The organism is Eikenella corrodens, assembly GCF_003990355.1.
GTDB classification, from domain to species: Bacteria; Pseudomonadota; Gammaproteobacteria; order Burkholderiales; family Neisseriaceae; genus Eikenella; species Eikenella corrodens_B.
This window is the reverse complement of the sequence record NZ_CP034670.1, coordinates 666,780-692,663: the sequence shown is the minus strand read 5'-3', so window position 1 is coordinate 692,663 and position 25,884 is coordinate 666,780. Positions and strand designations below refer to the sequence as shown.

The 25,884-nt window shown below is 53.7% G+C and carries 20 protein-coding genes and 2 pseudogenes; 14 read left to right on the top strand and 8 right to left on the bottom strand.

The genetic code is table 11. The features are described from left to right. The first annotated feature begins 1 nt into the window (after position 1). The 3 genes from ELB75_RS12995 to ELB75_RS03550 all read left to right on the top strand — a co-directional run bounded on the left by ELB75_RS12995 (position 2) and on the right by ELB75_RS03550 (position 8,799). The gene (locus ELB75_RS12995) at positions 2-5,845 is read left to right on the top strand and encodes a hypothetical protein (RefSeq protein WP_126982741.1); all 5,844 of its coding nucleotides are present in this window, start codon (positions 2-4) and stop codon (positions 5,843-5,845) included. Between the two features lie 266 nt (positions 5,846-6,111). Next, complete coding sequence (locus ELB75_RS12440; protein ID WP_164726785.1) at positions 6,112-6,276, top strand: hypothetical protein; 165 nt, start codon at positions 6,112-6,114, stop codon at positions 6,274-6,276. A gap of 378 nt (positions 6,277-6,654) precedes the next feature. Next, the gene (locus ELB75_RS03550) at positions 6,655-8,799 is read left to right on the top strand and encodes a type I secretion system permease/ATPase (RefSeq protein ID WP_126982740.1); all 2,145 of its coding nucleotides are present in this window, start codon (positions 6,655-6,657) and stop codon (positions 8,797-8,799) included. A gap of 363 nt (positions 8,800-9,162) precedes the next feature. Here the strand turns inward: ELB75_RS03550 and ELB75_RS03545 are convergent. The 3 genes and pseudogenes from ELB75_RS03545 to ELB75_RS03535 form a co-directional block, all read right to left on the bottom strand. Next, positions 9,163-11,862, bottom strand: a pseudogene (locus ELB75_RS03545) (calcium-binding protein); the annotation flags it as partial. A 215-nt stretch (positions 11,863-12,077) separates the two neighbouring features. Next, the gene (locus tag ELB75_RS03540) at positions 12,078-12,515 is read right to left on the bottom strand and encodes a hypothetical protein (RefSeq protein WP_126982738.1); all 438 of its coding nucleotides are present in this window, start codon (positions 12,513-12,515) and stop codon (positions 12,078-12,080) included. 84 nt (positions 12,516-12,599) lie between these two features. Then, positions 12,600-13,346, bottom strand: a complete 747-nt coding sequence (locus ELB75_RS03535) for a hypothetical protein (RefSeq protein ID WP_126982737.1) — start codon at positions 13,344-13,346, stop codon at positions 12,600-12,602. A gap of 861 nt (positions 13,347-14,207) precedes the next feature. Here ELB75_RS03535 and ELB75_RS03530 point away from each other — a divergent pair. Continuing rightward, complete coding sequence (locus tag ELB75_RS03530) at positions 14,208-14,387, top strand: hypothetical protein (protein ID WP_126982736.1); 180 nt, start codon at positions 14,208-14,210, stop codon at positions 14,385-14,387. Between the two features lie 193 nt (positions 14,388-14,580). On the opposite strand, the pseudogene ELB75_RS03525 reads toward ELB75_RS03530, so the two are convergent. From ELB75_RS03525 to ELB75_RS03510, 4 genes and pseudogenes are all read right to left on the bottom strand, one after another. Beyond that, positions 14,581-15,232: pseudogene (locus ELB75_RS03525) on the bottom strand (IS1595 family transposase). Between the two features lie 204 nt (positions 15,233-15,436). Beyond that, positions 15,437-16,330, bottom strand: a complete 894-nt coding sequence (locus ELB75_RS03520; protein ID WP_126982735.1) for a LysR family transcriptional regulator — start codon at positions 16,328-16,330, stop codon at positions 15,437-15,439. Positions 16,331-16,336: 6 nt separating this feature from the next. Beyond that, positions 16,337-16,639, bottom strand: a complete 303-nt coding sequence (locus tag ELB75_RS03515; RefSeq protein ID WP_126982734.1) for a hypothetical protein — start codon at positions 16,637-16,639, stop codon at positions 16,337-16,339. A gap of 3 nt (positions 16,640-16,642) precedes the next feature. After that, complete coding sequence (locus ELB75_RS03510; protein ID WP_164726783.1) at positions 16,643-17,056, bottom strand: DUF2251 domain-containing protein; 414 nt, start codon at positions 17,054-17,056, stop codon at positions 16,643-16,645. 123 nt (positions 17,057-17,179) lie between these two features. Here ELB75_RS03510 and ELB75_RS03505 point away from each other — a divergent pair, with 123 nt between their 5' ends. Beyond that, positions 17,180-17,839, top strand: a complete 660-nt coding sequence (locus tag ELB75_RS03505) for an NAD(P)-dependent oxidoreductase (RefSeq protein ID WP_126982732.1) — start codon at positions 17,180-17,182, stop codon at positions 17,837-17,839. 129 nt (positions 17,840-17,968) lie between these two features. Here the strand turns inward: ELB75_RS03505 and ELB75_RS03500 are convergent, their stop codons facing one another. After that, entirely contained in the window at positions 17,969-18,751 is a 783-nt protein-coding gene (locus ELB75_RS03500; protein WP_126982731.1) for a polyamine aminopropyltransferase, read from the bottom strand. A gap of 342 nt (positions 18,752-19,093) precedes the next feature. On the opposite strand from ELB75_RS03500, the gene ELB75_RS03495 reads away from it, so the two are divergent. The 9 genes from ELB75_RS03495 to ELB75_RS12435 all read left to right on the top strand — a co-directional run bounded on the left by ELB75_RS03495 (position 19,094) and on the right by ELB75_RS12435 (position 25,745). After that, positions 19,094-19,849, top strand: a complete 756-nt coding sequence (locus tag ELB75_RS03495; protein WP_126982730.1) for an SDR family oxidoreductase — start codon at positions 19,094-19,096, stop codon at positions 19,847-19,849. A gap of 15 nt (positions 19,850-19,864) precedes the next feature. After that, a complete protein-coding gene (locus ELB75_RS03490) occupies positions 19,865-20,353 on the top strand; it encodes a Fur family transcriptional regulator (protein ID WP_126982729.1) in 489 nt (162 codons plus the stop codon). After that, on the top strand, positions 20,341-21,270 hold the full coding sequence (locus tag ELB75_RS03485; RefSeq protein ID WP_126982728.1) for a CobW family GTP-binding protein: 930 nt from the start codon (positions 20,341-20,343) through the stop codon (positions 21,268-21,270). Before ELB75_RS03490 ends, ELB75_RS03485 begins: the two co-directional genes overlap by 13 nt. Positions 21,271-21,547: 277 nt before the next feature. Continuing rightward, entirely contained in the window at positions 21,548-22,168 is a 621-nt protein-coding gene (locus ELB75_RS03480) for a DUF1269 domain-containing protein (RefSeq protein WP_126984192.1), read from the top strand. Positions 22,169-22,346: 178 nt separating this feature from the next. After that, entirely contained in the window at positions 22,347-22,619 is a 273-nt protein-coding gene (locus ELB75_RS03475; protein WP_126982727.1) for a hypothetical protein, read from the top strand. A 104-nt stretch (positions 22,620-22,723) separates the two neighbouring features. After that, entirely contained in the window at positions 22,724-23,350 is a 627-nt protein-coding gene (locus ELB75_RS03470; RefSeq protein WP_126984191.1) for an HI_0552 family protein, read from the top strand. Positions 23,351-23,466: 116 nt separating this feature from the next. Continuing rightward, positions 23,467-24,234 (top strand): sulfite exporter TauE/SafE family protein, encoded by a 768-nt coding sequence (locus tag ELB75_RS03465; RefSeq protein WP_126982726.1) that lies wholly within the window; start codon positions 23,467-23,469, stop codon positions 24,232-24,234. A gap of 175 nt (positions 24,235-24,409) precedes the next feature. Beyond that, positions 24,410-25,588 carry an O-succinylhomoserine sulfhydrylase gene (gene metZ / locus ELB75_RS03460; RefSeq protein WP_126982725.1) on the top strand — a complete coding sequence of 393 codons (1,179 nt, stop codon included), beginning with the start codon at positions 24,410-24,412 and terminating at the stop codon, positions 25,586-25,588. 10 nt (positions 25,589-25,598) lie between these two features. Beyond that, complete coding sequence (locus ELB75_RS12435) at positions 25,599-25,745, top strand: hypothetical protein (protein WP_164726781.1); 147 nt, start codon at positions 25,599-25,601, stop codon at positions 25,743-25,745. Positions 25,746-25,884: the final 139 nt, after the last annotated feature.

Below are 25,884 nucleotides of genomic sequence, written 5' to 3'. Positions count from 1 at the left end.
CATGAATGCTAATCAATCTGTAGCCAACTATATTGTCCTAGCCGAAGCCTCATATGCCGAATTATCAGGGGTGGAGTTTGAGGGAAGAGATGAAGTTATCAAGGCTCTTATGCAAAAGTACGATAATAATGACGGATCTCCAAATATGCCAAAAAAACTGGCTGAATATATTGTTAATAATTATCAAATTATTGCTCATTATAAAGACCGTGCCGGACGGCATTTTCCTATTCCTAGAGTAGAAGATTTTAAGGGATTATTTAGCTCGGAAAGCGGTTTTTCCGCTACCTTGTTCAAAGATAATGGGACGGATGGGAAAAATTCTGGGGAATATATTCTAGCCATGCGCGGTACGCTAGGATTAAACGATGTCGTTGCCATTGATGCTGGAGACATTGCATTAAATGGCCTAGCTTATCTGCAAATTATTGATATGTACAACTTCTATCAGCAACTAACCGCTAAAGAAAATAGTAATTATCGCATTGCAGTTATTGCAGTAGATGAAGAATTAACAAAACGATATCAGGCAGCAATGTCTGATTATATCCAGTCTCGAAGAGATGGTGATAATTTGTTGATTAATCCAGAAGAAGTGTCAAAAAATCTGGCGAAGGTACGTGCTATCGAAGATGAGCTTCGCGGCAAGGGCTATATTCTGGATTCTAATATTGTGAAGAAGATTAGTTTTACCGATTCTGTTTCTCATTATGGCAACACAGATGATCGGGCTTTTGGCTTGGGTAAACTGGATCCTGGGCAACACCTGACTGTTGTTGGGCATAGTCTGGGTGGGCATCTAGCCGCTGCGTTTTCCCGTCTGTTCCCTGAGATATCTGATCGAGTATATATGGCAAATGCTGCAGGATTCGGTACGGAAAATAGTGTAAATTTAGTAGAAACTTCCCGAACCAATATTCCATTTAATATGACTGAATTATTTAAAACACTGGGTGGAGTAGGTTATTTCGATAAGAATAAGATCCTTAACCTTATAGGTGATAAAAACATAGATATTACTGCACAGGATTGGAAAATCGGCTTAACGCAAGCAGGAGCTAAACCGGAAGTTTTTATCGAGGGAAAGTGGGAAGGGCTTGGACATACTATAACCCAAGTTAGCGACACATTGATGGTTTCTTCATTATTTTTTGCATTAGATAGAAAATTAGATCAAACGTCAATCGATAAGGTGCTCCCTTTGCTTAACTCAATATACCAAGAAATGGGTAATGATGACTTTATGGCATTGGAGCAAACAGTATTTGCTTTAGGAAAAATACTTAGGGTTGAGGTGCATAAGAATAAAGAAAAAGATCGCGATTTGCTTTATAAGGATATTATAGCTATTCGTGAAAAGATTAAACTAAACGAAATAGAAGGAAAGTACGTCGTACATAAAGTGCTAACTGAGAACTCCCAACAAGGTATTGATCGATTGCAAACGATTGCTAGCCAAGATAATGAGGAAGGTAGGGCTTTCCGTTATGCTCTGCGTGAGCTCAACCCTTTTGCTGTGGTTGGGGCGGATTACAGTGGTCAAGATGATTTGGATCTATATAGCCCGACAAATCCAAATGGAATGAGTAAGACCTATTTGCAGCACCGCATTCAAATGCTGGCATTGAAAAGTTCTTTTGATACTATCAATACCCAATATGGAAAACTATTTGGATCTGGATTGAATCCTGAAGATATGCTCCGAATACACGCTAATTGGGGAGATAATTTGGTATATGAAGATACTGAGGCGGAAGTATTGATTGATATGGATGCAAGGAGGTTGCCTAACGGATTGAAGCGGCATATTATTTTTGGTGGGTCTGGTTCAAATACCCTTACGGGTGGGGAGTTAGATGATCATCTCTATGGTGGAGGAGGAGTTGATACCCTTAAAGGTGGTGATGGGGAAGATCATCTGGAAGGTGGTGCAGATGTTGACCATTTGTATGGTGGCAAGGGTAAAGACTACCTAAATGGTGGTACAGGACATGATTACTACTATTTCGATTCTGAAGACATTGAAGGGGATGAAATTATCGACCCAGATGGCGGCGAAATTATTATTGACGGCAAACCGCTGAAGGGCGTTCATGTTCCGCCCAGCGATTACGGCCGCTGGCGCGATGAGGATGGCTACACTTACGTTCCATTGAAAGAGAGATCAGACGGCAAAGGCGGGATGATCGCCGATTTAATGATTGTAACCCCGAAGAATCGACATTTGGTGCTGAGAGAGTGGCATTTCCAAAAGAGTAAAAAGGGTTTGATCGGCAGTAAATTCAAACTGGAGCTAAAAGCCGACAAGCAAGAGAAGCTTGATGTGCATTATATGAACGGCGATGTGGTGGCTCCGTTTAAATCAGGCACCAAAACCTATGATTGGGAGGCTACATCCTGGAACTATGCCACCGGCAAGCTAAATGGTGGCGTGGAAGCCAAAGGTTTCCACGACGTGCTGCGTGGCAGTGCGGCTAAAGATATCGTGCACGGTTTGGACGGCAACGATGCGATTGACGGCTCCGACGGCAACGATATCCTCTATGGTGACGACGGGCATGATTTGATTACCGGCGGTAAAGGTTCAGACCGTGTGTTCGGTGGCAAAGGGGATGATGTGATTTTGGGCACTTCTCATTTGTTTGGTTATGTGGTATGGGAAAGTACCGGTAGTACCGGAGCTTTGGGCGGAGGAGTGTATACTTACCGAAATGGAGGAGTTTGGGGCTATAATTATCCGAAAAAGAGTGATGAACTGCATCTCGCCGGCCCGGCTATTGATTATGTAAAAGATGAAACCAACGCCGGAGGCGATTATCTGGTAGGTGGAGATGGTGCAGATACCATTTATGGCAGCCATGAAAACGATTGGATCTACGGTGATGAAGTTGGCCAGCCGGATTATGTGCCGGAGAAGGAAATCAGCCAAGGTAATGAGTTGTATGGGTTAGGCGGGGATGACTATATTTTCGGCGGGGCTGGTGATGACAAGTTGTATGGCGACGGGCATACCGATAGTGCCAGATTCGGCTATCTGCCAGCGGGATTCCACGGCGATGACCACTTGTACGGCGGGCAAGGCGATGATACCTTGGTGGGACAGCTAGGTTCAGACCACCTGTATGGTGGGGACGGCGATGACATGCTGATAGGAGGCCTCATGAATTCTTTGGAAGAGGGGGACGGGGATGACTATTTGTACGGCGGGGCCGGTCACGATATTTTGAACGGCGGAGCCGGCAATGACTGGTTGGAGGGCGGATACGACGGTGCCGATACCTATGTATTTGCCAAAGGCCACGGAAAGGATACGGTGGATGATCGTACAAGCAACTCCAGCGGCGATTCCGATACCCTTTGTTTCACAGGGGCGGCATCCTCCGATGCTGTGTTTATCCGATCCGGTAACGATTTGGTGGTAAAAGCCTATGGTGGAGCGGATCAAGTGAAAGTGAAAGACTACTTTATCGATCGTAATCGGAGAGAGTTCCGTTTTGCCTTTGATGATCAAACATTGGGGGTAAACAGTTTGGCTATTACTTATAACGGAACCGACCAGGACGATATCATTCGTGGTAGCGAATTAAATGGAGTGTTTACCGGCGGTGCCGGCAACGATACGCTGATCGGCGGCGGTGGAAGGGATACTTATGTATTCGCCAAGGGACACGGCCAAGATACGGTAGATGATTCTACGGAGGATCTCTACTATTCAAGTATTCTTCGCTTTGAGGGGGCGGTTTCTTCTAACGCCGTATTTACCCGCTCCGGCAATGATTTGTTGATCCGGGCATATGGCGGGGATGATCAGGTGTTGGTGAAACACTTTTATCTTGAGGCAGCCGATCACAGCTACTGGGGTTACAAATTTGTCTTTGATGACCGCGTTTGGGGAAATGTTGATTGGGAAGGTTTTAATATTGCCAATAACGGAACCGACCAAGACGACACGATACAGGGTATCGAGCTGAAGGAGATCATTAACGGCGGTGCCGGTAACGACACCTTAACTGGCGGCGGCGGTAAGGATACCTATGTATTCGCCAAGGGACACGGCCAAGATACGGTAGATGATTCTACGGAGGATCGCTATTATTCCAGTATCCTTCGCTTTGAAGGGGCGGCTTCCTCTGATGCCGTATTTACCCGCTCCGGCAATGATTTGTTGATCCGGGCATATGGCGGGGATGATCAGGTGTTGGTGAAACACTTTTATCTTGAGGCAGCCGATCACAGCTACTGGGGTTACGAATTTGCCTTTGATGACCGCGTTTGGGGAGATGGTGGTTGGGAAGGTCTTAATATCGTCAACAACGGAACCGATCAGGACGACACGATACAGGGTATCGGGCTGAAGGAGATCATTAACGGCGGTGCCGGTAACGACACCCTAATCGGCGGCGGCGGTGAGGATACCTATGTGTTTGCCAAAGGCCACGGCCAGGATACGGTGGTGGATTGGAGTGTAACTTCGCGTGTTTGGCAATATATTCAACCGGATCTGAAAACCTTGCGCTTTGAAGGTGCCGTTATAGCGAATGCCGTATTCGATCGTTCCGGTAATGATTTGATCATCCGCGCCTACGGAGGGAAAGATCAGGTTACCCTATCTGGTTATTTTAAATCCGGAGCAAGTTTATCAATGAGAAGGGCTGGTGATGAGGGATTATCAGACCTAGGGGAAAGTCACTTCCAATTTATTTTTGATGATCGCACCTTGTCGCCGGAAGATATACACGGATTAACCATTACCGGAAGAGGAACCGATCGGGATGATAAGCTATATGGTTTCGGCGGGAATGATATTCTGTACGGTGCTGCTGGTAACGATCATTTGGCAGGTTACGACGGAGAGGATGTCTTGTCCGGCGGCGACGGCGATGACGAGCTGCTTGGCGATGACGGTAACGATGTTTTGGACGGCGGCAGCGGTAATGATACCCTGGTCGGAGGTATTGGCAACGATACCCTGATCGGCGGCGACGGCAACGATATGTTGGTAGGCGACAGGGGCATCGACACCTATCTGTTTGCAGCCGGACACGGGCAAGACACGGTGGAAGACTACGCTGAAAACGACGACGAGGCCGATACCCTGCGCTTCGAAGGCGCTCTTGCCGCCGATGCGGCGTTCATCCGCCGCGGCAACGATTTGGCGGTACGGGCCTACGGCACGAAAGACGAAGTCCTGCTGCCCGAATATTTCACCAGCTACGTTGTCAGCCGCCACCGCTTTGCTTTCGACGACCGTACCCTGCTGCCGCAGGATATTGACGGCATTCTGGTGGTGGAATCCATGCCGGCGGATAAGGTTTGGACCGGCAGCCTCGGCAACGATACGGTTTTGGGCGGCAACGGCAACGATCGGCTTACCGGCGGAGGCGGCAACGATGTATTCGATGGCGGTGCCGGCAACGACAAACTGTTTGGCAATTCCGACAGTGCCGACACCTACCTGTTCGCACGTGGACACGGACAGGACGAAGTGCGCGATTCCGCCGAAACCGACGAACAGGCCGATACCCTGCGCTTCGAAGGTGCTCATGCCGCCGACGCAGTGTTCAGCCGCTCGGGCAATGATTTGCTGATCCAAGCCTACGGCAGCGGAGACCAGGTCGGCATCGCCAATTATTTCCATACCTATGCCGACAACAGGCACAATTGGTTCAAACTGGCCTTCGACGACGAAGTCATCGAATACTTTGACTACGAACAGTATGCCGCCCAAGCCAACAGTTTGATGCAAGCCATGTCCACCTTCGGTGGCAACGGAGGCAGCGGGCCGGATAGCAGTACCGGCATGCCTGAAGCAGCTAATTCCCTGCTGGCTGCCTCGCCCCTGTAAAGCATCCATGGTTGGAGAGGATTTAAACACAAAGTACTGATTCATCAGCCATGCGTACAGGCTACCTGAAAATACCCGAGAGGAGGTTTTCAGGTAGCTTTTTTATGTAGGAGGGGAAATGATTACATCAAGTTGCTAAGCATGAAGGCTAGGAGTGGTATTCACTCTAAATAACTGCTTAGCAACAGGTGTTGCTGAGATGAGAAAGGTGCAGATGTTTCCCCGCAGCAGAGAGGCAGTATGCCCATGGCAGCACCCTGTCCGGGTTGGACCGCACTTTAACGGCAGCCGACTTTGCACCCTATGCCAACCAGGCCAGCGGGCTGATCCAAGCCATGGCCAGCTTTGGCAACAACAACGGCAGCGGTGTGAGCAGTCCTATTAGTGCCGTTAATCCGGTAAATCCCTTGTTGGCTGCTGCATCCGTGTAACGGCGATACCTGATTGCCGTTGATGCAGTACGGATAACAGGCTACCTGAAAGTGTTGGGCTGTGTAGCGGCTTCGCTTTCAGGTAGCCTGTTTTAATGTGTGCTATGGGGCGAATGATTTTGCTGAGAACAGCGTTTGCTTCGAGTTGCCCAGCTGCAGATGGTCATACTGTGATTTCTTCATCAGGCTACCTGAAAAACTTCCTCCGGATTTTCAGGTAGCCTATTTCGTTCTCTTTGCCACACTGCATCACCGATGCCGGATTGTTTTTACTGTCGGCTTGACTTTCCTTCCCCGCCCAGTATGATGGCTCGACTTGATTCGATTGCTCCGAATCGCTGTTTGTTCACTCTTCATTCTTCGATTGATTCCCATCCCATGTCTGCCACTTCCACCCCTTCTTCAGCTTCTCACGCATCTTCTCCCGCCCCGGCTTTAGCCGCCCTGATCCTGATGGCCCATTTCCACGGTGTGGCCGCCAATCCGGCCGATATTCTGCACCGCTTTGCTGCCAACGGGCAGGATTTGACCGAAACCGAATGGCTGTTGGCCGCTAAGGAGTTGGGGCTGAAGGCCAAGCCGGTGAAGCATGATTTGGCGCGGCTGCACATGTTGGCGCTGCCGGCGGTGGTGTGGCGTGAAGACGGGCAGCATTGTGTGCTGGCTAAGATTGATGGTGAACGCTACCTGATTCAGGATGTGGTGGCCGGGCGTTCGGCGGTGTTGGATCAGGCCGAGTTCGCCGGGCGCTACAGCGGCAGGCTGATTTTGGTTACTTCCCGTGCTTCGGTGCTGGGGCAGCTGGCCAAGTTTGATTTCACGTGGTTTATCCCTGCCGTTATCAAATACCGCCGGATTTTCTTGGAAGTGCTGGCGGTATCGGTGGTGTTGCAGCTGTTTGCGCTGGTGACGCCGCTGTTTTTTCAGGTGGTGATGGATAAAGTATTGGTGCACCGCGGCTTCTCTACGCTGGATGTGATTGCGGTTGCCTTGTTGGTGGTAACGCTGTTTGAAGTGGTGCTGGGCGGATTGCGCACCTATATCTTTGCCCACACCACTTCGCGTATTGATGTGGAGCTGGGGGCACGGCTGTTCCGCCACCTGCTGAGCCTGCCGCTGGCCTATTTCGAACACCGCCGTGTGGGCGATACCGTGGCGCGGGTGCGCGAGCTGGAGCAGATTCGCAATTTCCTCACCGGCCAGGCGCTGACTTCGGTGCTGGATTTGTGTTTTTCGTTTATTTTCCTGGCCGTGATGTGGTACTACAGCGGCTGGCTCACGCTGGTGGTCATCGTGTCGCTGCCGCTATATGCCGTGTGGTCGGCCACCATCAGCCCGATCCTGCGCGCCCGTTTGGACGACAAATTCGCCCGCAATGCCGATAACCAGGCCTTCCTGGTGGAATCCGTTACCGCCGTGGGCACGGTAAAAGCCATGGCTGTGGAGCCGCAGATGACGCGCCGCTGGGATCAGCAGCTGGCCGCCTATGTCAACTCCGGCTTCCGCGTTACCCGCCTGGCCACCATCGGCCAGCAGGGCGTGCAATTGATTCAGAAGCTGGTTACCGTGGCCACCCTGTGGCTGGGCGCGCGGCTGGTGATCGACGGCAAGCTGACCGTCGGCCAGCTGATCGCCTTCAATATGCTGGCCGGGCAGGTGGCCGCGCCGGTAATCCGGCTGGCGCAGCTGTGGCAGGATTTCCAGCAGGTGGGCATTTCCGTGGCACGTTTGGGCGATATTCTCAACACCCCCACCGAACACCCCGCCTCCCGCATCGCACTGCCCGATATCAAAGGCGACATCACTTTCGAACGCGTTTCCTTCCGCTACCGCCCCGACGGCGCGGAAATCCTGCGTGATTTGAGCCTGCACATCCGCGCCGGGGAAGTGCTCGGCATCGTCGGCCGCTCCGGTTCGGGCAAATCCACCCTCACCAAGCTGGTGCAGCGCCTGTATGTACCCGAGCGCGGCCGCGTGCTGGTGGACGGCAACGACTTGGCGCTGGCCGACCCGGCCTGGCTGCGGCGGCAGGTGGGCGTGGTGCTGCAGGAAAACGTGCTGCTCAACCGCAGCGTGCGCGACAACATCGCCCTGGCCGACCCCGGCATGCCGTTGGAACGCGTGATGCACGCCGCCAAGCTGGCCGGCGCCCATGATTTCATCATGGAATTGCCGGAAGGCTACGACACCATGGTGGGCGAACAGGGCGCAGGCCTTTCCGGCGGCCAGCGCCAGCGCATCGCCATCGCCCGCGCCCTAGTCGGCAACCCGCGCATTCTGATTTTAGACGAAGCCACCAGCGCGCTGGACTACGAATCCGAACGCGCCATCATGCAGCAGATGCAGGCCATCTGCCGCAACCGCACCGTGCTCATCATCGCCCACCGCCTCTCCACCGTGCGCATGGCACACCGCATCATCGCTATGGACAAAGGGCAGATTGTCGAGCAGGGCAGCCATCAGGAACTTTTGGCCAAAGAAGACGGCTACTACCGCTACCTGCACCGGCTGCAGAACGGATAGGCGGTACAGAAATATAGCAAGCCAAGTTAACCTCCAATACAAGGCGAACCAATGCTGTAGCGAAGTTAAGCTGGTTTGCTATCAAGCTACAGCCAATAATGAATGCCGCCTGTAGTGCAATAAGAGGCTACCTGAAAGTAAAACTTCAACGAAGTTAAAACTTTCAGGTAGCCTCATTGCTATGCACTCTGCCTACCATCGTAGACAAATCAAGCGCGGTACACGTTGGCTAACTTAATACTATCCGAATACTCCACCAACAACGGAACAGGCTACCTGAAAATGCAGCGCAGCGAAGTTTCTGCGAAGCTAAAATTTTCAGGTAGCCTGTTATTCCTATACCAAGCTAATCAGGCATGGCCATTACAGAGTCGGGGCTGCCAGCATTGGATTAATAACCGGATTGGATATCGTGCTGGTACTACTCACACCGCTGCCGTTGTTGCTGCCAAAGCTAGCCATCGCCTGAATCAGATTATTGGCATTGGCAACGTATTGGTTGTAGTCGAAATGCTCGACAGTGCGGTCGTCGAAGGCAAATCGATAATACTGGAACTTGTAACCAAGGAAATAGTTGGGGATGCTGACTTGGTCGGTATTGCCGTAAGCTTGGATGAACAAGTCGTTGCCTTTGCGCGTGAATACGGCATTGGCGGCTACAGCTCCTTCGAAGCGTAAGGTATCGGTTTGGCTTTCGGCTTCGGCAAAATCATTTACCGTATCTTGTCCATGGCCTTTGGCAAACAGATAAGTATCAGCGCCGAATGTGCCTCCTTCTAACCGATCATTACCTGTGCCACCGTCCAGCGTATCGTTACCGTAGTCGCCTTCCAACCGGTCACTACCTGCACCGCCAATCAGGGTATCGTTGCCGTTATCTCCAGCCAAGTGGTCGTTACCGGCATCGCCATACAAAATATCATTGCCATTACTACCATTCAAGTTATCGTCACCATCTTCTCCGTGCAGGATATCGTTACCGTCCCAAGCATAAACGGTATCATTGCCGCTACCAGCATGAATGATGTCGATGGTATCTCGTCCAATGAAGTGTTCGTTTTGATCGCTACCTTGTCCGGTTACGGTAATTTGGTGCATATCGGCATTGCCGATAATTCGGTCGTCGAAGGCAAATCGATAATACTGGAACTTGTAATCAAGGAAATAGTTGGGGATGCTAACTTGGTCGGTATTGCCGTAAGCTTGGATGATCAAGTCGTTGCCTTTGCGCGTGAATACGGCATTGGCGGCTACAGCCCCTTCGAAGCGTAAGGTATCGGTTTGGCTTTCGGCTTCGGCAAAATCATTTACCGTATCTTGTCCATGGCCTTTGGCAAACAGATAAGTATCAGCGCCGAATGTGCCTCCTTCTAACCGGTCATTACCTGTGCCACCGTCCAGCGTATCGTTACCGTAGCCGCCTTCCAACCGGTCACTACCTGCACCACCAATCAAGGTATCGTGGCCGTTACCGCCGCCGAGGGAATCATCACCGGCACCGCCTTCCAAATAATCATCACCTTCTCCTCCGTCTAATGTATCGTTACCCTGTAAACCGAGGATATAGTCATTATTTTTCGTGCCGTTGAGTATATCGTTGTTTGCAGAGCCGGTTAGGGTGCCCAGTTTCTCCAATACGGTGCGGCTGAACCTATCTTCATTCAGGTAGCCCAGTTTGCCTAGTGCTTCTTTACCCAACACCTCCGCATACTTATCCAACATCCCGGCGGCAACGGCCTCTTGGGTAAACCGTTCCAACAAGCCGGTTAGTGTGCCCAATTCTGGCGAGGCAGGGTTTTGCTGGTTGGCCAGGAATTCGCCTAAGTCCACAAATGCTTTTTGCGCGTTTTGGGCGTGTGTTTTTTCAAACAGGGCGCTTACGCCGCTGAAATCCAGTTTTAACTGGCCGTTATCCAGTGTGAAGGCTACGGCGTCCAGATAGGGTTTCAGGCGGGTTTGGAACAGCAGGCCTTGGTAGAGGCTGTGTTCCAACTGGGCATAAGTGGTGTTGGCGACACGGATGATTTCCTTCACTTGTTCCAGCGTACCGTAGCCCAGCGTGCGGGAGTCTTCGCCGGTGAACGCATCCAACAGGCGGATTTTGTCTTGCAGCGCGTCAAATTCGGCCTGCAGCTCGGGAGAAATGTTTACTTTGCCGTTGCGCAATGCCTGCAGTTCCCCGGGCGTAAGCGGCACGCCTTGGCCGGCGGTGCCGGATGCCTCGGTGGCGGCAGTGAGCGTGGGCGTGTAGCTGCCGTAGCGGGCATCGGTTTTGCCCCACTCGGCGGCCAGCTGCGCCAGCAATGCCGTTTGCTGTTCTTTGGTTTCGGCAGCGGCATATTGGCGCAACACCGCATCCAAAGCAGGCGACAAAGCCGCCGCCTCGCGCAAATCGCGCAGGCGGCCGATGCCGGAGAGGTTCGGATTTTGCAGCTGCTCGGCGGTTAGCTCCACATGATCGTTGAAGCGGCTGAACAGCGGATCGTTGGCCAGCAGCAAATCGCCCATCTGGCGGGTTTGGCCGTCGGTGGTGGTGTAGCTGCCTTCCTGTGCCAGCGTGTTGCCGTCGCCCAGGCTGCGGTTGGTGTTGCTAAATTGAGTGTTGAGCGACTGCACCTTGGCCTGCTCCAGCGTGAGCAGCTCGCCTTCCTGGCTGATGCCGTCTTGATTGAGATCGCGCCAAACGCGCAATGAAGAGAACGCCTTGTCGGCCGCATCGATTTTGCCGTCGCCGTTGTCGTCCAAATCGGCCAGCGCGGCAAACCCGTGCTCCGCCGTGCCGCCGTTTTGCAGGCGGGTGGCGTCGCCGAACAGCTCGCTGCCGTTGTTGATGATGCCGTCGCCGTTGCGGTCGTACACCAACAGCCCGTCTTCTTTGCCCACCCAGCCCGAAGCCGTGCGGATACCGTCGCCGTCGTGGTCGAAGAGGCTACCTGAAAATTGGTTGGCCGCCACAGTGCGGATGCCGTTGCCGTCGAGGTCTAGGGCGAGGGGGTCAACGATGCGGTATTTTTTGGAACGGTGTGCTTGTTTTCTCCATTGTTTGGCCATTCCTAACCAACCTCCGCTCGACCATTGGTCTTTGTGGCAAAGGTCATTCGGTATAACTATATTAAAAGTTTTTTCTTCGTAGGTTTGAACACCGTCGAACCGAAGACTGTTATCGAGAATTTTCCTACCTTCTACAGGGATATTCTCTGCATGAATTTTTGTTCCTGGAGGAGCATTTTTGATTATCTCAAAAAGTGTTGCACGCTTATTTGAAGAAGATGCCGGAATTATACCGTCTCCTTTAAAAACAGGCGATACCGGCCCCCATGTGCTAACTCCATATTGGAGTATGTTACACAGCTATTATCCGAATAATGATATTCATTGCTATGTTCAGGGTGTTTTCCTTCAGCTACTTCTTGTCCATATTTCACCATACTATCCTGTTGTTCTTTGGTGATTGATACGGTAATCGAGGAAAATTTTAATTCCCCTCCCCTGTTTGTATATTTTTCATGATCTGTTTTACTCAGATTATTTATTCCTCCAATACTTAATGAATCTCCAAAAGACCAGCCGTGGCTATAAGTAACAATACCAGCGGGGTCTCTATAAATTAGGAATTGGTGGCCTGGTATAGATGGCCATCCATTTGATTTTCTAGTTACCGCTGGGAAGAATACAATAGTAACAGTATAATTTCTGCTAGGATCAGCATCAGCCATGATTGCTCCTTATTTATAAATAATTAAGGGTTGGTAAAATACTTAAATCTGATAATTAAATGTTTACGTTTTGTTTTGTAGATGTTATTTCAAGTCGATGTATGGACTAACCCCAACTGAGATAATTATCTCATTAAACTCAGGTATAAAAGGACTTTTATCAATAAACTCAAATCTGTATTTTCCATAGGGCAAATCGAAGCAGTCCACCCCATCTTGATAGGCAATGTTTCTAGGGTTATCCGTGTTGCTGCCATAGGAATAAAAGACTTTCCCCATTATGTTGAGATTGGTGTAGTTTTTACGGAAAAAGACCTTTTCACCAAACCAACCTTGGCGGTAGGCGATAACTTGGAAAGTGTAATATTGGCGGTAGAAGGTTTCGGGGGCTAACCCGCCTATAGCCATGCCTTCTAGGCTATGCCCTCGGAAAACTTCTTGTTTGCCGTATTCCCATGGGTCTCTATCGCTTGGCCCTCTTTCCAGATTAGGGCCGTACAATTTGGTTTTACCATCAATAAACTCTGTCCGCATGCCGATGCAATACGGATGCTTAACATAGCTGCGCACTTCCAAATTCAGTCGTTTATTCTGCCCCAGCGGAAAATCGGTATAAGTAGGCGAGTACCCCGTGATATATTCCACGCCTATTATGGCCAACGTTCGCGTTACCATACAGCTGGCCAAACCATAAGCCACCAGCACAAACAAAACCACCCAGCGCAAACCGCGCCGGTGGCGTTTCAGGTAGCCTTTGATGCGACAAAAATATTGAGAAATAGGGTTGATTGATTGTTCAGGGGGGGGTGGGGAAGATTGTTGTTTATCCATATTAAATTCCTCTCAGTAAGCATTGCAAGTCGTAGCTCGCATGAAATTCCTAATCTTGGTGTAGGGTATGTGCGGAATGCATGCACACGGTCTCTGTTCAAACGAACCCAATACCTTCCTTTGAGATTGTCTGAGACTTAGCAGCAAGCGTAAGGGTAGGTATTTATACCCACGCGATTTTTAACTTCGTTGAAGCTGCGGTTTCAGGTAGCCTGAAATGGGATGGGCTACCTGAAACCGCGTACATGCGTTCCGCACAGACCCTACCCACGCGGGCTACGCTTTCTGAAAGCACATAGGCACAAATGCCCTGTGCTCACCTGCCTTTTGTAATCGTTGAAATAATATTGAACTTCCGCATGCGGCAGGCTGCCGGCAGGCACAAACCTCGGCAAAGTCTGAACACCGGCTTGGGAAATTTTTCAGGTAGCTTTAGGGCGTGGGGGCGGGCAGACAACACCTGTCTTGCTTTGCTCCGGCATTCCAAGCCAACCGGCATTCGCATGGATGGTGTGGGGGTTTAGAGTAATTGTATGCCTGCTATTTCGGTGCGGCAAATATATTATTTCAGTAGAAACAATGGGAAAGAAAAGCCTGTAACCAACCTTCGCCGCCAGGAGGCTACCTGAAAAACACACCGTTCCCCGCCTCGTTAACCTCCACATGCCTTGCCATATCCCTGATACCTCGCCCTAGTTGTTGCATGGCAGCGGATTCCCGTGCTTTCGATAGATGGTAAGCCTCAGGTTGTGCAAGCTGTTTGGCAGAGTGTGGTAATTGGATTTTGGAATTATTTGGAATTGTTAGGGTCTGAGGCTGCGTGTAACGATTAATATGCATGGCTCAGAGAAGAGAATAGCGATGCACGGCCAAACTGTTTACCAACGGCCGCCGCCAAGCCGTGTGCCTGCCTACTGCCATTTTGAAGGCGATACGGTGTATATCCGCTGGGATGAAAACGGCGATGTGGTGTTTCTGCCAAGCGAGCCGATTGGCAGAGATGTGATGCCGCTGCCCGCGAATTGGCGGGAGGCGGCATAGAATGTGCCCAAGGCAGACAAGAGCGCGAAGTTTTCGCGGATTGGCAGGAATAAGCGCGATGCGTCGCCGTATGTTGGATATAGTTGAATTAAATTAAACGCTACAGCGTTGGCTCGCCTTACCGTACTGCTTGTACTGTTTGCGTCTCGCTGCCTGGTCCCGTTTTAAATTTAGGGGCTGACGTAGATTAGCCCTAAATTCCACACCAATCCCGCAGGGTTTGAAGCTGCCGGGACGGTGTGCCGAAGTTAAACCGAAATTCGCATTCTTTCAAGAACAGCGGGGAAGATTTGCGATCGATTCCGTTGTATTTGCGCAAGACGCGTTTTGCCTGATTCCAAAAATTCTCAATGCCGTTGATGTGGTTCTGACGGTCGGCAAACGCTTTGGAATGGTTGATGCGGTAATGGATAAAACCGCTCACGTCCAACTTGTCGTAACTGCTCAGACTATCGGTATCAACAATACTGTCCGGTATGATTTTCTGTTTGATACAGGCATCAAAGTATCGGACTTGGCATTATCTGCGACAACGGTATAGACCCGTCCATTGCGTTTCAGGATGCCAAAGACAACCACTTTTCCCGCCGCACCGCGACCACGTCGGCCTTTACGCCGTCCGCCGAAACAGCTTTCGTCCAACTCGACAGAGCCCTCGAAAACCTCATCGGCAGCCAAGGCCAAATGATGGCTGATGACCATACGGATTTTGCGGTAGAACAGTGCCGCCGAATTGGGATGGATACCCAAAAGATCGGCGGCGGAACGGGCGGTAACTTCCAGCACAAAAAACGGAGCAGTTCTTTCTGTACTTTTTTCTTTAATTTGCAGTGTGTTATCTTCATATTTTGAGGGTAACACATCTGCTAATCTAGTACAGCCCCTTATAAGTAGTAAAGATAATAAACATAAGAATTATTAGAGATTAACTGCATGGTTGTAAATTTCACTCCAAAATCCACAATAGCCGATATTGTATATAACGCACTTTTATCTAATTTAGTGAGTCGGTTGGGTCAACAGACCCAACGTTTTCAGATAACCCTTTTTCAGGTAGCCTCCGCCTCCTCCGCAAAGCTCTCCTGCAATATCCGCAACACGGCAGCGGTGCGGGCGGCTTGCACGCGGTGGGGCGTTACGGCATAAATGGCAACGGCGGGCAGCTGCCAATCGGGCAGGAGGGTTTGCAGCCGGCCTTGGGCAACGGCATCGCGGGTTTCGCCGGCAATAATCAGGGCAAGGCCAAGGCCGGCTTCACACAGGTGGCGCATGGCGGCGAGCTGGTTGCAAACGGTGCCGTGACCGATGTTGAGCAGATAGCGTTCATTGCCGCGCGAGAGCTCAATGTGCGGCGGCAGGTGGTACACCCAAGGGTGGGCGGCTAAATCGGCAGGATGGGTGATGGAGGGAGCAGTTTTCAGGTAGCCCGGAGCAGCGCAAATTTGCCAAGGCCATTCGGCCAGCCTGCGGGCGACCAAGTCGGGCTCGTCCAAGGCATGGCCACCGCCGCGCAGGGCGATGTCGATACTGCCTTCGCGCAGTTCGGCGATGGCTTCGCCAAAGTGCAATTCGAGGCTGAGGGCGGGATGTTCGCGACGGATGCGCCGCAGGGCGTGCTGAAAGGCGGCAGCATTCACTAAACCGGTGGGCGCGGCCAAGCGCACGCTGCCGGCAATGTCGGTTTTGAGGCCGTCGAGCGCGGTGCGGGTGTCTTGCACGGTGGCAAGCAGGCGGCGGCAATGCGCGGCTAGGGCTTGGCCGGCATCGGTGGGGGCCAGGCGGCGGGTGCTGCGGTGTAGTAGCTTCACGCCGTGTAGCTTTTCCAGCCGGCTGATGTGCTGGCTCACGGCAGACGGGGTCATGCCCAAGGCTTGCGCGGCGGCGTTCATACTGCCGTGTTCGAGCACGGCGGCGAAGGCGAGTAGGGGTTTGAGGTCGTCCATAAAGGTTTATTTAAACAAGTTTTTTGTCTTCACTGTATAAGCGCTGCCTTCAAATACGCGTATTTCAAACTCAAGCCGTGTGCAGATGCTTTCCAAGGGGCGGCGTTTTTTGGCGCTGATCGTGAGGCTGTCTTGCTCTGCGGCGAGCTCGACATTTTTGATGTTTTCCTCCCGCATGATGCGGCGGATGATTTTGGCCAGCTCATGGCCGCTTGGGGCGTGTTGCGAGAAAAAGCAGTGTTCATGGCCGCCTAAACCAGCAAACGACAGGCTGAAGCGGTTGCCGGCCTGAACAATTTGATTGTGCATGGTTTATGCGCCCAACAGTTGGTCGAGCAGCTCATCGCTCAGCAGGCGGTTGGGCTCGCGCAACCAATCTCCATCAGCCTCGGGGAAGGCGTTGCGGCAATAGCCGGCGTGGGCGGCAAAGTCGAACACGGCGTGGATATAGCCGTTGATATCAAGCGCGGCCAGGCCGAGGTCTTCGCTCCACAGAATGCTGATTCCGGATGGGATATGGCGGTCGGCTACATCATCCACGTTATAAATATGCAGCGCATCGAGGATACCTTCCTCTTGGTGCACGGCATAGAAATAGCCGGTGCCGCAATCGTCTTCAAACACCACGCCGTAGGGGCTTTGTTCGAAAAAAGATTCCAACACCAGCTCTTGGCCGGGGGTGAATCGCTCCGGTTCACGGCCTAAATACAGGGTTTTTTGTATCATGACGGCCTCCATTGTTTAGCTGGGCTTCACAGCGTAAACAGTTTACAGCGGATTATCAAGCGGGATGAATGCCCTTAGAATGCGCTCCATCGTAATTAATCAACAAAACTTAAGGAGCTAAATATGAAATTCGCTGTAATTGGTGCCACCGGATATGTGGGCAACGCCGTGGTGCGCGAGCTGGCCGAGCGCGGGCATGAAGTAACCGCCTTTGTGCGCAATACAGGCAAGGCGTTGGCCGCGCCGAATGTAACAGCCGTGCAGGCCGATGTGCATGCAGCCGATTTTGCCGCGCAGCTCTCCGGCTTTGATGCGGTAGTGAGCGCGTTCAACCCGGGCTGGGCAAATCCGAACATCGGCCGCGATTTCACTGCCGGCTACGCAGCCATCCTGGCGGCAGCCAAAGCGGCAAAAGTGCCCTATCTTTTGGCGGTGGGCGGCGCAGGCAGCCTGTTCGTGGCGCCCGGCGTGCAGCTGATTGATACGCCCGGATTCCCGAAAGAAATTTTCGACGGCGCCAACGCCGCACGCAACCTGCTGCGCGACTTGCAAACCCAACACGCCGATGTGAATTGGTCGATGATTTCCCCACCCGCCCGCCTCGGCGCCGACGGCGGCTTCAACGAAGAGCGCACCGGCCAATACCGCCTGGGCGGCGATGAACTCCTGATGGCGGGCGAGGTGCCGGCCGGCATCAGCGTGGCAGATTTAGCCATTGCGATTGCCGATGATGTGGAGCAGAAAGCACATCTGCACCAACGCTTCACCGCCGCAGCCGTATAAATAAGGCATACCAAAAGGCTACCTGAATCCCTCTGGGTTTTTTCAGGTAGCCTTTATTTCATTCGATAAGTCTGGCACTCGCTGCCCGCACAAATACTTTTCAGGTAGCCTTTATCATGGCAGCGAGCCTCAACGCAGCCACTGCCAGCTGCTGCCCGGCGGCACGTGTGCCTGATGCAGCATGGTTTTGAAGTCCAGCCCGTATTGCTCGCCCAGCTTGGCGGCTTTTTTCTGCAAGGCCGCCAGCGGCTGGGGCGCTTGGTTTTGGAAGGCGAGCACGGCTACGTTGCCGTGGGTTTCGGCGGGCACGCACAACACGCGCTGTTCAAACACTTGCGCGAGCCGTTGCAGGAAAAGCGGGTAGCGTTTGTCGCCACTCCACCAGTTGGTGACGAAAATGCCGTGTTCGCTCAGGGCGGTGCGGCAGTCGGCAAAAAAGGGCTCGGCCACCAGGGCATCGATAATCTGCACGCCGTCGAAGCCGTCCACCAGCAAAATATCTGTGCCGCCGCGCAGGGTTTTGATGTATTCCGCGCCGTCGGCCTCGATGATTTCAAATTTTTCGCCCTCAAACGGCAATTCAAACAGGCCGCGCGCCACGCTGATTACCTGCGGGTTGATTTCCACCGCCGTTTGCGCCACCTCGGGCAGGTGGGCATCGATCCAGCGCACAAACGAGCCGCCGCCCAGCCCGATTTGCGTGATGTGGCGCACGTTTTCGGCAAACAGGAGCCAGGCCATCATGGCGCGGCTGTAGGAGAGCACCAACTCGGCGGGGTAATCCACATTCATCGAGCTTTGCACCGTTTCGCTGCCCAGATGCAGCGAGCGGATGTTGCCGTGTTCGGAAATACCCACTTCGGGCAGGGCAAAACGTGCCGAACGCAGGCGGCGGTAGGGATGACGTGCCATATCAACAAGCCTTTGGCCAAAATGCGGAAGGCGGGCATTCTAGCACGGTTTTCAGGTAGCCTTATACCGCTGCCCGCCGCTATTGGGCAGAATACGGCGTTCCGCCCGAGGCTACCTGAAATATATAGTGGATTCAAAATAAGGATGGGGCAAACCAACGCGGTAATGAAAGTTAAGTTGGCTTGCTAGAACATTACCGCCATTTTAAAGCTGCCGGCAAGCTGCCGGTGTTATACTATTGCCTTTAACCAAAGCCGTTCTTCCTTCCTGCAAAACGAGCCAATGCCGTAGGAGGAGAAGCACCCAGGCTATATCGAACAATCCAGCACAACGGAGGCAATCATGAGCATTTTGGTTACCGGCGCATCGGCAGGTTTCGGGCGAGCCATCTGCCGCACCCTCGCCGCAGCTGGCTACCACGTAATCGGCGCAGCGCGGCGTGCCGACAAACTGGACGAACTGCACGCAGAATTGGGCGCCAACTTCCTGCCGCTGCAAATGGACGTGGGCGATCCCACTTCCGTGGATGCCGCACTCAAAGGGCTACCTGAAAACTTTGCCCGGATCGACTGCCTGGTGAACAACGCCGGCCTGGCCTTGGGTTTAGACCCGGCTCATCAAGCCGATTTTGCCGACTGGCAAACCATGATTCAAACCAACATCATCGGCCTCACCTACCTCACCCGCCAAGTGCTGCCCGGCATGGTGGCGCGCGGCAGCGGTTATATCATCAACCTCGGCTCGGTAGCCGGCACCTACCCCTACCCCGGCGGCAATGTGTATGGCGCCACCAAGGCCTATGTGCGCCAATTCAGCCTGAATCTGCGCGCCGATTTGGCCGGCACGGGCGTGCGCGTGAGCAATATCGAGCCCGGCCTGTGCGGCGACACCGAGTTTTCCAACGTGCGCTTCAAAGGCGACGACCAACGCGCCGCCGATGTATATAAAAACGTAGACTACATCCGCCCCGAAGACATCGCCGACACCGTGCTGTGGCTCTACCAGCGCCCCACGCACATGAACGTGAACAGCATCGAAATCATGCCGGTGGCGCAGAGCTTCAACCCGCTCGCCGTTGTGCGCCACCCCAGCCAATAATAATAGGAAGCAGCCATGACCAAGCACTCCGCACCCGACTACAAAACCGCCATCATCGCCCGCGCCCGCGAGCAAGGCCTGCAGATTACCGCCCTGCGCGAGCAGGTGTTGGATATCGTTTTGCGGCAGGAAGGCGTGATTAAGGCCTACACCGTGCTGGCGCAAATGCAGCAGCAGAGCAACGGTGTGGTGGCGCCGCCCACCGCCTACCGCGCGCTCGATTTCTGGGCCGAACACGGTGTGCTGCACAAAGTGGCTGCGGTAAACGGCTACGTTTTATGCAGCCATGCCCGCCACCATTGCGATGCCCACTGCCACAGCAGCGACGAGCGGCAACACCACCACAGCGCCTTCATTTTGGTGTGTACCGAGTGCGGCAACACCGATGAGCAAACCCTCTCCCGCGAATGGCAGGCGCTGTGCGCCGGCGTGGCCGCAGGCGGGTTTAAACTAAAAGAAGAACATGTTGTTTTAACAGGAATATGCAAACAATGTCAGAAATAAAGAAAGCAAAAGTACATCTGTTTTCCGGCTTTTTGGGAACAGGCAAAACCACCGCCCTGCGCCACCTGATGGAGCAGAAAAGCCCCGATGAAAAATGGGTGATCGTGGTGAACGAATTCGGCGAAATCGGCATCGACGGCGCCGTGTTGAGCGACAACGGCATCCCCGTGGCCGAAATCGCCGGCGGCTGCCTGTGCTGCGTGGCCGGGGCGCAGATGGGCACCACCATCAACCGCATGGTGAGCGGCAACAAGCCCGACCGCATCATCATCGAAGCCAGCGGCCTGGCACACGCCGCCAGCGTGATCGACGAGTTACGCGCCAAACCCTTCGACCAAATGCTGGATATCGGCGCCGTGTTTACCCTGGTCGACCCGCGCCAATTCACCAACCCCGACTACGCCAACCAGCCGCTCTACCGCGACCAAGTGAGCGTGGCCGACGTGCTGATTGCCAACAAAACCGACGTGTGCAGCCCCGAAGAAATGGCTGTCTTCCGCAGCAAAGCCGCCCAGCTCTTCCCGCCCAAAGCCGCCGTGCTGGAAACCACCGACGCCTATTTGGACATCGCCCTGCTGGAAACCCCGGTGGTGGAAAAAAGCCGCTACCGCATCAAAGAGCTGCCCGACAACAGCATGGGCCTGCAATCGCAAGGCTATACATTCCCCGCCGGCAGCAGCTTCGACGGCGAAAAGCTCACCAAATTCTTCAACGACCTGCCCAAACTGTGCGAAGGCCTCATCCGCGCCAAAGGCGTGTTCCAAGTGCTCGGCAGCTGGGTGTGGCTCAACTGGAGCGAAGGCCAATGGGGCGCCAACCAAGTGGCCTGGCGGCGCGACAGCCGCTTTGAAGTGATTGCCAAATCCTTCGACAGCGACGTGCTGGAACAAAGATTACAAGCCGCGTTGGAAAAATAAAGCGAAAGGCTACCTGAAAAGGTTTCAGGTAGCCTCAATTTAATTGCTGGCCACCTGAAAACACTGTGATGCATCCAAATTGCCCAATCTATGTTTCAGGTAGCCTAGTCGAGATAGGCAAAAGGCTGGGTATTGTTCGTTATCCGTTTGCCGGTTCTACAGGCTTTACATAGGCAAAGTTCTGTTTGCCACATTGCTCCCCCCCCCCTTGAAATTTACAATGACACCGCATACAACTTGTATGTTCTTAAATCTTTCAATCCACGGGAGTAGACTTATGAAACAAAACATCATCGTTGCCTTATTCAACATCTCCAGCGAAGCTTATCAAGCCTTTTCTGAATTGAAAGCTTACTCGCAGACAACAGATGCTTTGGTGGCACAAGCCGTTTTGATTAAAAAGGAAAATGGTCTGATTATCCCAGCAGAAAGCACCGACTTTACCGCCAATACGGCCGAAAGCGCATGGACGGGCGGCCTCATTGGTTCGCTGGTCGGCATCCTCGGCGGTCCTATCGGTGTTCTGTTGGGTGGAGCTACTGGCGCACTCATCGGCAGTGATGTAGGCACTGCCAAAACATTGGGAGAGGGGTTGTTGCTGGAAAATACAGCCAAAAAACTGGATAACGGCAGTACTGCGATCATTATTTTGGCGCAAGAATCCGACGAAGCTGTATTGGACGCTTTCTTCCACCGTTTCAAAACCGTTATTCTCCGGCAAGATGCAGCCGTTGCCCAACAGGACGTATTGGCAGCAATAGAAGCGCAGGAAGAAGTGGCACGTCAGGCACACGAAGCTTGGAAAAAACAGCGCAAAGCCGAACGCCAAGAGAAAGTGGAAGCCTTCAAGGCCGACATCAAACAAAAATTCGACGAATTGGCAGCCAAGTTGAAATAACACTGCCACCAACCCAAGGTATGTAACCGCTCAAAATTTCCGTTTCGGATGCATACCAAACCGGTTTGAGGCTACCTGAAAATCTATTTTTCAGGTAGCCTTGATTCGGCAGCAGCCGACCAGAAAATGCGGGAATCTATGCTGCAGTGAAGAAACGGGTATTCACAAGGAGGATGCAATGAAATTCGGGATGCTGATTTCTCAGAGGATACATCAGAGGATACAGGAAATAAGATTGGCTTTGAGGGAGTTTCCCCTGCCGCACGTTTTCCTGTGCCTGTTTTTGCCACTCGGCATTGGCTCGTTTTTGGCCTGCTTGATCATTGGTCTGGAGTCGACTGGTTTAGCTGCTGCTCGAATCCTGTTTGCTGCGCGGATTGATTTTGCCGGTGCTGCCGCTATCGCAGCGGTTGGCACTTTGTTGGAATATGTTCAGCGGATTAAATCGTAATTTCTGAATTTCTCTGCTCCGGGTGCATGCCAAACCGGTTTGAGGCTACCTGAAAATCTATTTTTCAGGTAGCCTCTCCCTTTTTCATGCCCCGCCAAACCATCATGCTCACCCCGCAAAGCTGCGACCTGTTCCAACGCCCGTTTTTCCAGTTCGCCCAAATCCGCCAATACCAGCCCGAAACCGAAGCGCAAACCAAGGCCGACTACAAAGCCGCGTGGCAGGTGTGGCGCGCGTTGGTTTTACAGGTAGTCTCCGAGCTGGGCGCAGGCTTTGCCCCGCCGCATATCGAACGCTGGTGCAACGGCTGGCAGGTGCGTGCCCATTTTTTCGCCTATTTCAAATATCAAATCCATGCCGATACGGCGGTGATTCTCTCGCTGCTGCTCAACCGCCGCCGGCTCACCGCCAGCCTCGAATGGCACGAATACCGCGCCGCCCGCTCCACCCTGCCGCTGGCCTGCTACCAACAGGCTTTGGCCGATTTTCCGCATGCCGAATTTGCCGACTTCCAAATCTGGCACGGCAGCGACAGCGAATACGCCGACTACCCCGCCATTGCCACCGCCCCACCCGAAGCCTTCGCCCTGCGCAGCCCGCAGGACTTCCTCTGCCTCGGCCGCCACTTGGAACGCGACCAACTGGGGCAGGCCGACAGCGCGGCCTGGCTAGTCGAAACCCTGCACCGCCTGCTGCCGGTGTACGAAGCCTGCCACAACGTGCGGCTGTGAGCGAAAGCAAGCTTTCCCCAGGCTGCCGTTAAGGCTACCTGAAATCTAAAAGAAACAAACAAAACCAAACGGCGGCGAGGCAATGCCTCCCTACCCCATCATCAACGGAGAAACCTATGGAGCTTTCCTTTATCCTGCTGCTCATCACCGGCTTTTTAGCCGGGCTGATGGATGCGGCCGTTGGCGGCGGCGGGCTGTTGCAGCTGCCCGCGCTGTTCGGCGTGTTGCCACCCGCCACGCCCGTGCCCACCGTGCTGGGCACCAACAAGGCGGCTTCGTTCGCCGGCACCTTCACCGCCGCCGGCCAATTTGCCCGCCGCCTGAAGCTGCCGTGGAAAATGCTGCTGCCCGCCGGCGTGCTGGCTTTTGCCGCCTCGTTCGCCGGCGCAAAGCTGGTGGCCTATGTGCCGGTGCAATATATGAAACCGGCCATGCTGGTGATTATGGTGGCGATGTTTGTGTACACCTTCTTCCGCAAAGATTTGGGGCAAACCGAGCGCACCCGCTCGCTTACGCGGGGTGAAATGCTGCTGGGCACGGTGTTTGGCGCGGCCATCGGTTTTTACGACGGCCTGTTCGGCCCGGGCACGGGCAGCCTGCTGGCCTTCGTGTTCGTGCGCTTTTTTGCCTACGATTTCCTTACCGCCACCGCCTGCGCCAAAGTAATCAACCTGATGACCAATCTGGCCGCGCTGAGCTTTTTCATCCCCAGCCAACATGTGCTGTGGCACTGGGCGCTGCCGCTGGCAGCGGCCAACCTAATCGGCGGCTTCTGCGGCGCGAAACTGGCGGTGCTCGGCGGCAGCCGCTGGCTGCGTTACGGCTTTATGGCTTTACTGTGCCTGCTGATTGGCAATTTTGCCCGCCAGCTTTGGTTATCTTAGGCAGCGGGTTTTCGGCGGCAGGCAAAAAGAGTATGCTTAAGGCCGTTTGTCGCATTGTTTATTTGCTATCGTGCCCCCAACCGCACGAAAATTGCTTTTCAGGTAGCCTAATCAGGCAAAATTGAGGCTACCTGAAAACCCCATCCTCCCCATTCATTCACTTGGAAAAGACACCATGACCCAACCGCTTCATCCGCAAACCCTCGCCATCCGCGGCGCCAAAGAGCAAACCGACTACAACGAACACAACCAAGCCCTGTTCCTCACCAGCAGCTTCATGTTTGATTCCGCCGCCGACGGCGCCGATTTGTTTGCCCACAGAAAACCCGGCTTCACCTACTCGCGCACCGCCAACCCCACCGTTTCCGCCTTTGCCCGACGCATCGCCCTGCTCGAAGGTGGCGAGGCCGGCATCGCCACCGGCACCGGCATGGCCGCCATCCAAGCAGCCTTGCTCACTTTCCTCTCCGCCGGCGACCACCTCGTGAGCAGCCGCAGCCTGTTCGGCACCACCCTGGGCTTTATCCAAAACCACCTCGCCCGTTTCGGCATCGAAGTCACCCTCGTGCCGCAAACCGACCCCGCCGCCTGGCGCGAGGCCGTGCGCCCGAACACCAAAATGCTGTTTGTGGAAACCCCGTCCAACCCGCTCAACGAAATCGCCGACATCGCCGCGCTGGCCGACATCGCCCACAGCAACGGCGCCCTGCTCGCCGTAGACAACTGCTTCTGCTCCCCCGCCCTGCAGCAGCCGCTCAAACTCGGCGCCGATTTATCCGTGCAATCCGCCACCAAAGCCATCGACGGCCACGGCCGCGTGATGGGCGGCGTGGTGTGCGGCCGTGCCGAGCTGATGGAAAAAGTGGCGGTATATACCAACTCCGCCGGCCTGTTGCTCTCCCCGTTCAACGCCTGGGTGCTGCTCTCCGGCTGCGAAACCCTGCCCCTGCGCATGGAAAAGCAAAACGCCCAGGCGCAGGCCGTGGCCGAATGGCTGGAAAAACGCAGCGAAGTGGCCAAAGTGTATTACAGCGGCCTGCCCAGCCATCCTCAAGCCGCGCTTTCCGCCAAGCAGCAATCCGGCGGCGGCATCGTGGTGGCCTTTGAGCTCAAAGGCGGGCAAAGCGCCGCCTGGCAGGTAATCGACCGCGTTAAAGTATTCTCCAAAACCGCCAACCTCGGCGACGTGCGCTCCACCATCACCCACCCCTGGACCACCACCCACTGCCGCCTCGAGCCCCAAGCCAAACTCGAAGCCGGCATCCGCGAAGGCCTCATCCGCCTCTCCATCGGCCTGGAAGACACCGCCGACTTGATTGCCGACCTACAACAGGCGCTGGAAAGCATCCGCTAAGCCCAGCTTAGTGCAGCGCACAAAAGGCTACCTGAAAACGAATAAAGATTTTCAGGTAGCCTTCAATCTGTCAGCGGGCGGGCATCTTAATGGCCGGAATAATGTTTCCTTCAACACCCAGCATCGCGCCGCAGCCAGCATGGCCGACACGGTATGAAAACAAGGCATTCCGGCCATAGCCCGCCCGTTTCATCGCCTGTCCACACCTGTTCATCCCCCGCCATATCAGGCAAAATAGCAGCGTTTTTCATTCATCCAGCCTTCCAAAGGCTACCTGAAACCCACCCACCACACAT

Bases quoted from the DNA above. Each gene is read 5' to 3' on its own strand.
- ELB75_RS12995 (WP_126982741.1), top strand. From the start codon at position 2: ATGAATGCTAATCAATCTGTAGCCAACTATATTGTCCTAGCCGAAGCC.
- ELB75_RS03550 (WP_126982740.1), top strand. From the start codon at position 6,655: ATGTCTGCCACTTCCACCCCTTCTTCAGCTTCTCACGCATCTTCTCCC.
- ELB75_RS03540 (WP_126982738.1), bottom strand. From the start codon at position 12,515: ATGGCTGATGCTGATCCTAGCAGAAATTATACTGTTACTATTGTATTC.
- ELB75_RS03535 (WP_126982737.1), bottom strand. From the start codon at position 13,346: ATGGATAAACAACAATCTTCCCCACCCCCCCCTGAACAATCAATCAAC.
- ELB75_RS03530 (WP_126982736.1), top strand. From the start codon at position 14,208: ATGCACGGCCAAACTGTTTACCAACGGCCGCCGCCAAGCCGTGTGCCT.
- ELB75_RS03520 (WP_126982735.1), bottom strand. From the start codon at position 16,330: ATGGACGACCTCAAACCCCTACTCGCCTTCGCCGCCGTGCTCGAACAC.
- ELB75_RS03515 (WP_126982734.1), bottom strand. From the start codon at position 16,639: ATGCACAATCAAATTGTTCAGGCCGGCAACCGCTTCAGCCTGTCGTTT.
- ELB75_RS03510 (WP_164726783.1), bottom strand. From the start codon at position 17,056: ATGATACAAAAAACCCTGTATTTAGGCCGTGAACCGGAGCGATTCACC.
- ELB75_RS03505 (WP_126982732.1), top strand. From the start codon at position 17,180: ATGAAATTCGCTGTAATTGGTGCCACCGGATATGTGGGCAACGCCGTG.
- ELB75_RS03500 (WP_126982731.1), bottom strand. From the start codon at position 18,751: ATGGCACGTCATCCCTACCGCCGCCTGCGTTCGGCACGTTTTGCCCTG.
- ELB75_RS03495 (WP_126982730.1), top strand. From the start codon at position 19,094: ATGAGCATTTTGGTTACCGGCGCATCGGCAGGTTTCGGGCGAGCCATC.
- ELB75_RS03490 (WP_126982729.1), top strand. From the start codon at position 19,865: ATGACCAAGCACTCCGCACCCGACTACAAAACCGCCATCATCGCCCGC.
- ELB75_RS03485 (WP_126982728.1), top strand. From the start codon at position 20,341: ATGTCAGAAATAAAGAAAGCAAAAGTACATCTGTTTTCCGGCTTTTTG.
- ELB75_RS03480 (WP_126984192.1), top strand. From the start codon at position 21,548: ATGAAACAAAACATCATCGTTGCCTTATTCAACATCTCCAGCGAAGCT.
- ELB75_RS03475 (WP_126982727.1), top strand. From the start codon at position 22,347: ATGAAATTCGGGATGCTGATTTCTCAGAGGATACATCAGAGGATACAG.
- ELB75_RS03470 (WP_126984191.1), top strand. From the start codon at position 22,724: ATGCTCACCCCGCAAAGCTGCGACCTGTTCCAACGCCCGTTTTTCCAG.
- ELB75_RS03465 (WP_126982726.1), top strand. From the start codon at position 23,467: ATGGAGCTTTCCTTTATCCTGCTGCTCATCACCGGCTTTTTAGCCGGG.
- metZ (WP_126982725.1), top strand. From the start codon at position 24,410: ATGACCCAACCGCTTCATCCGCAAACCCTCGCCATCCGCGGCGCCAAA.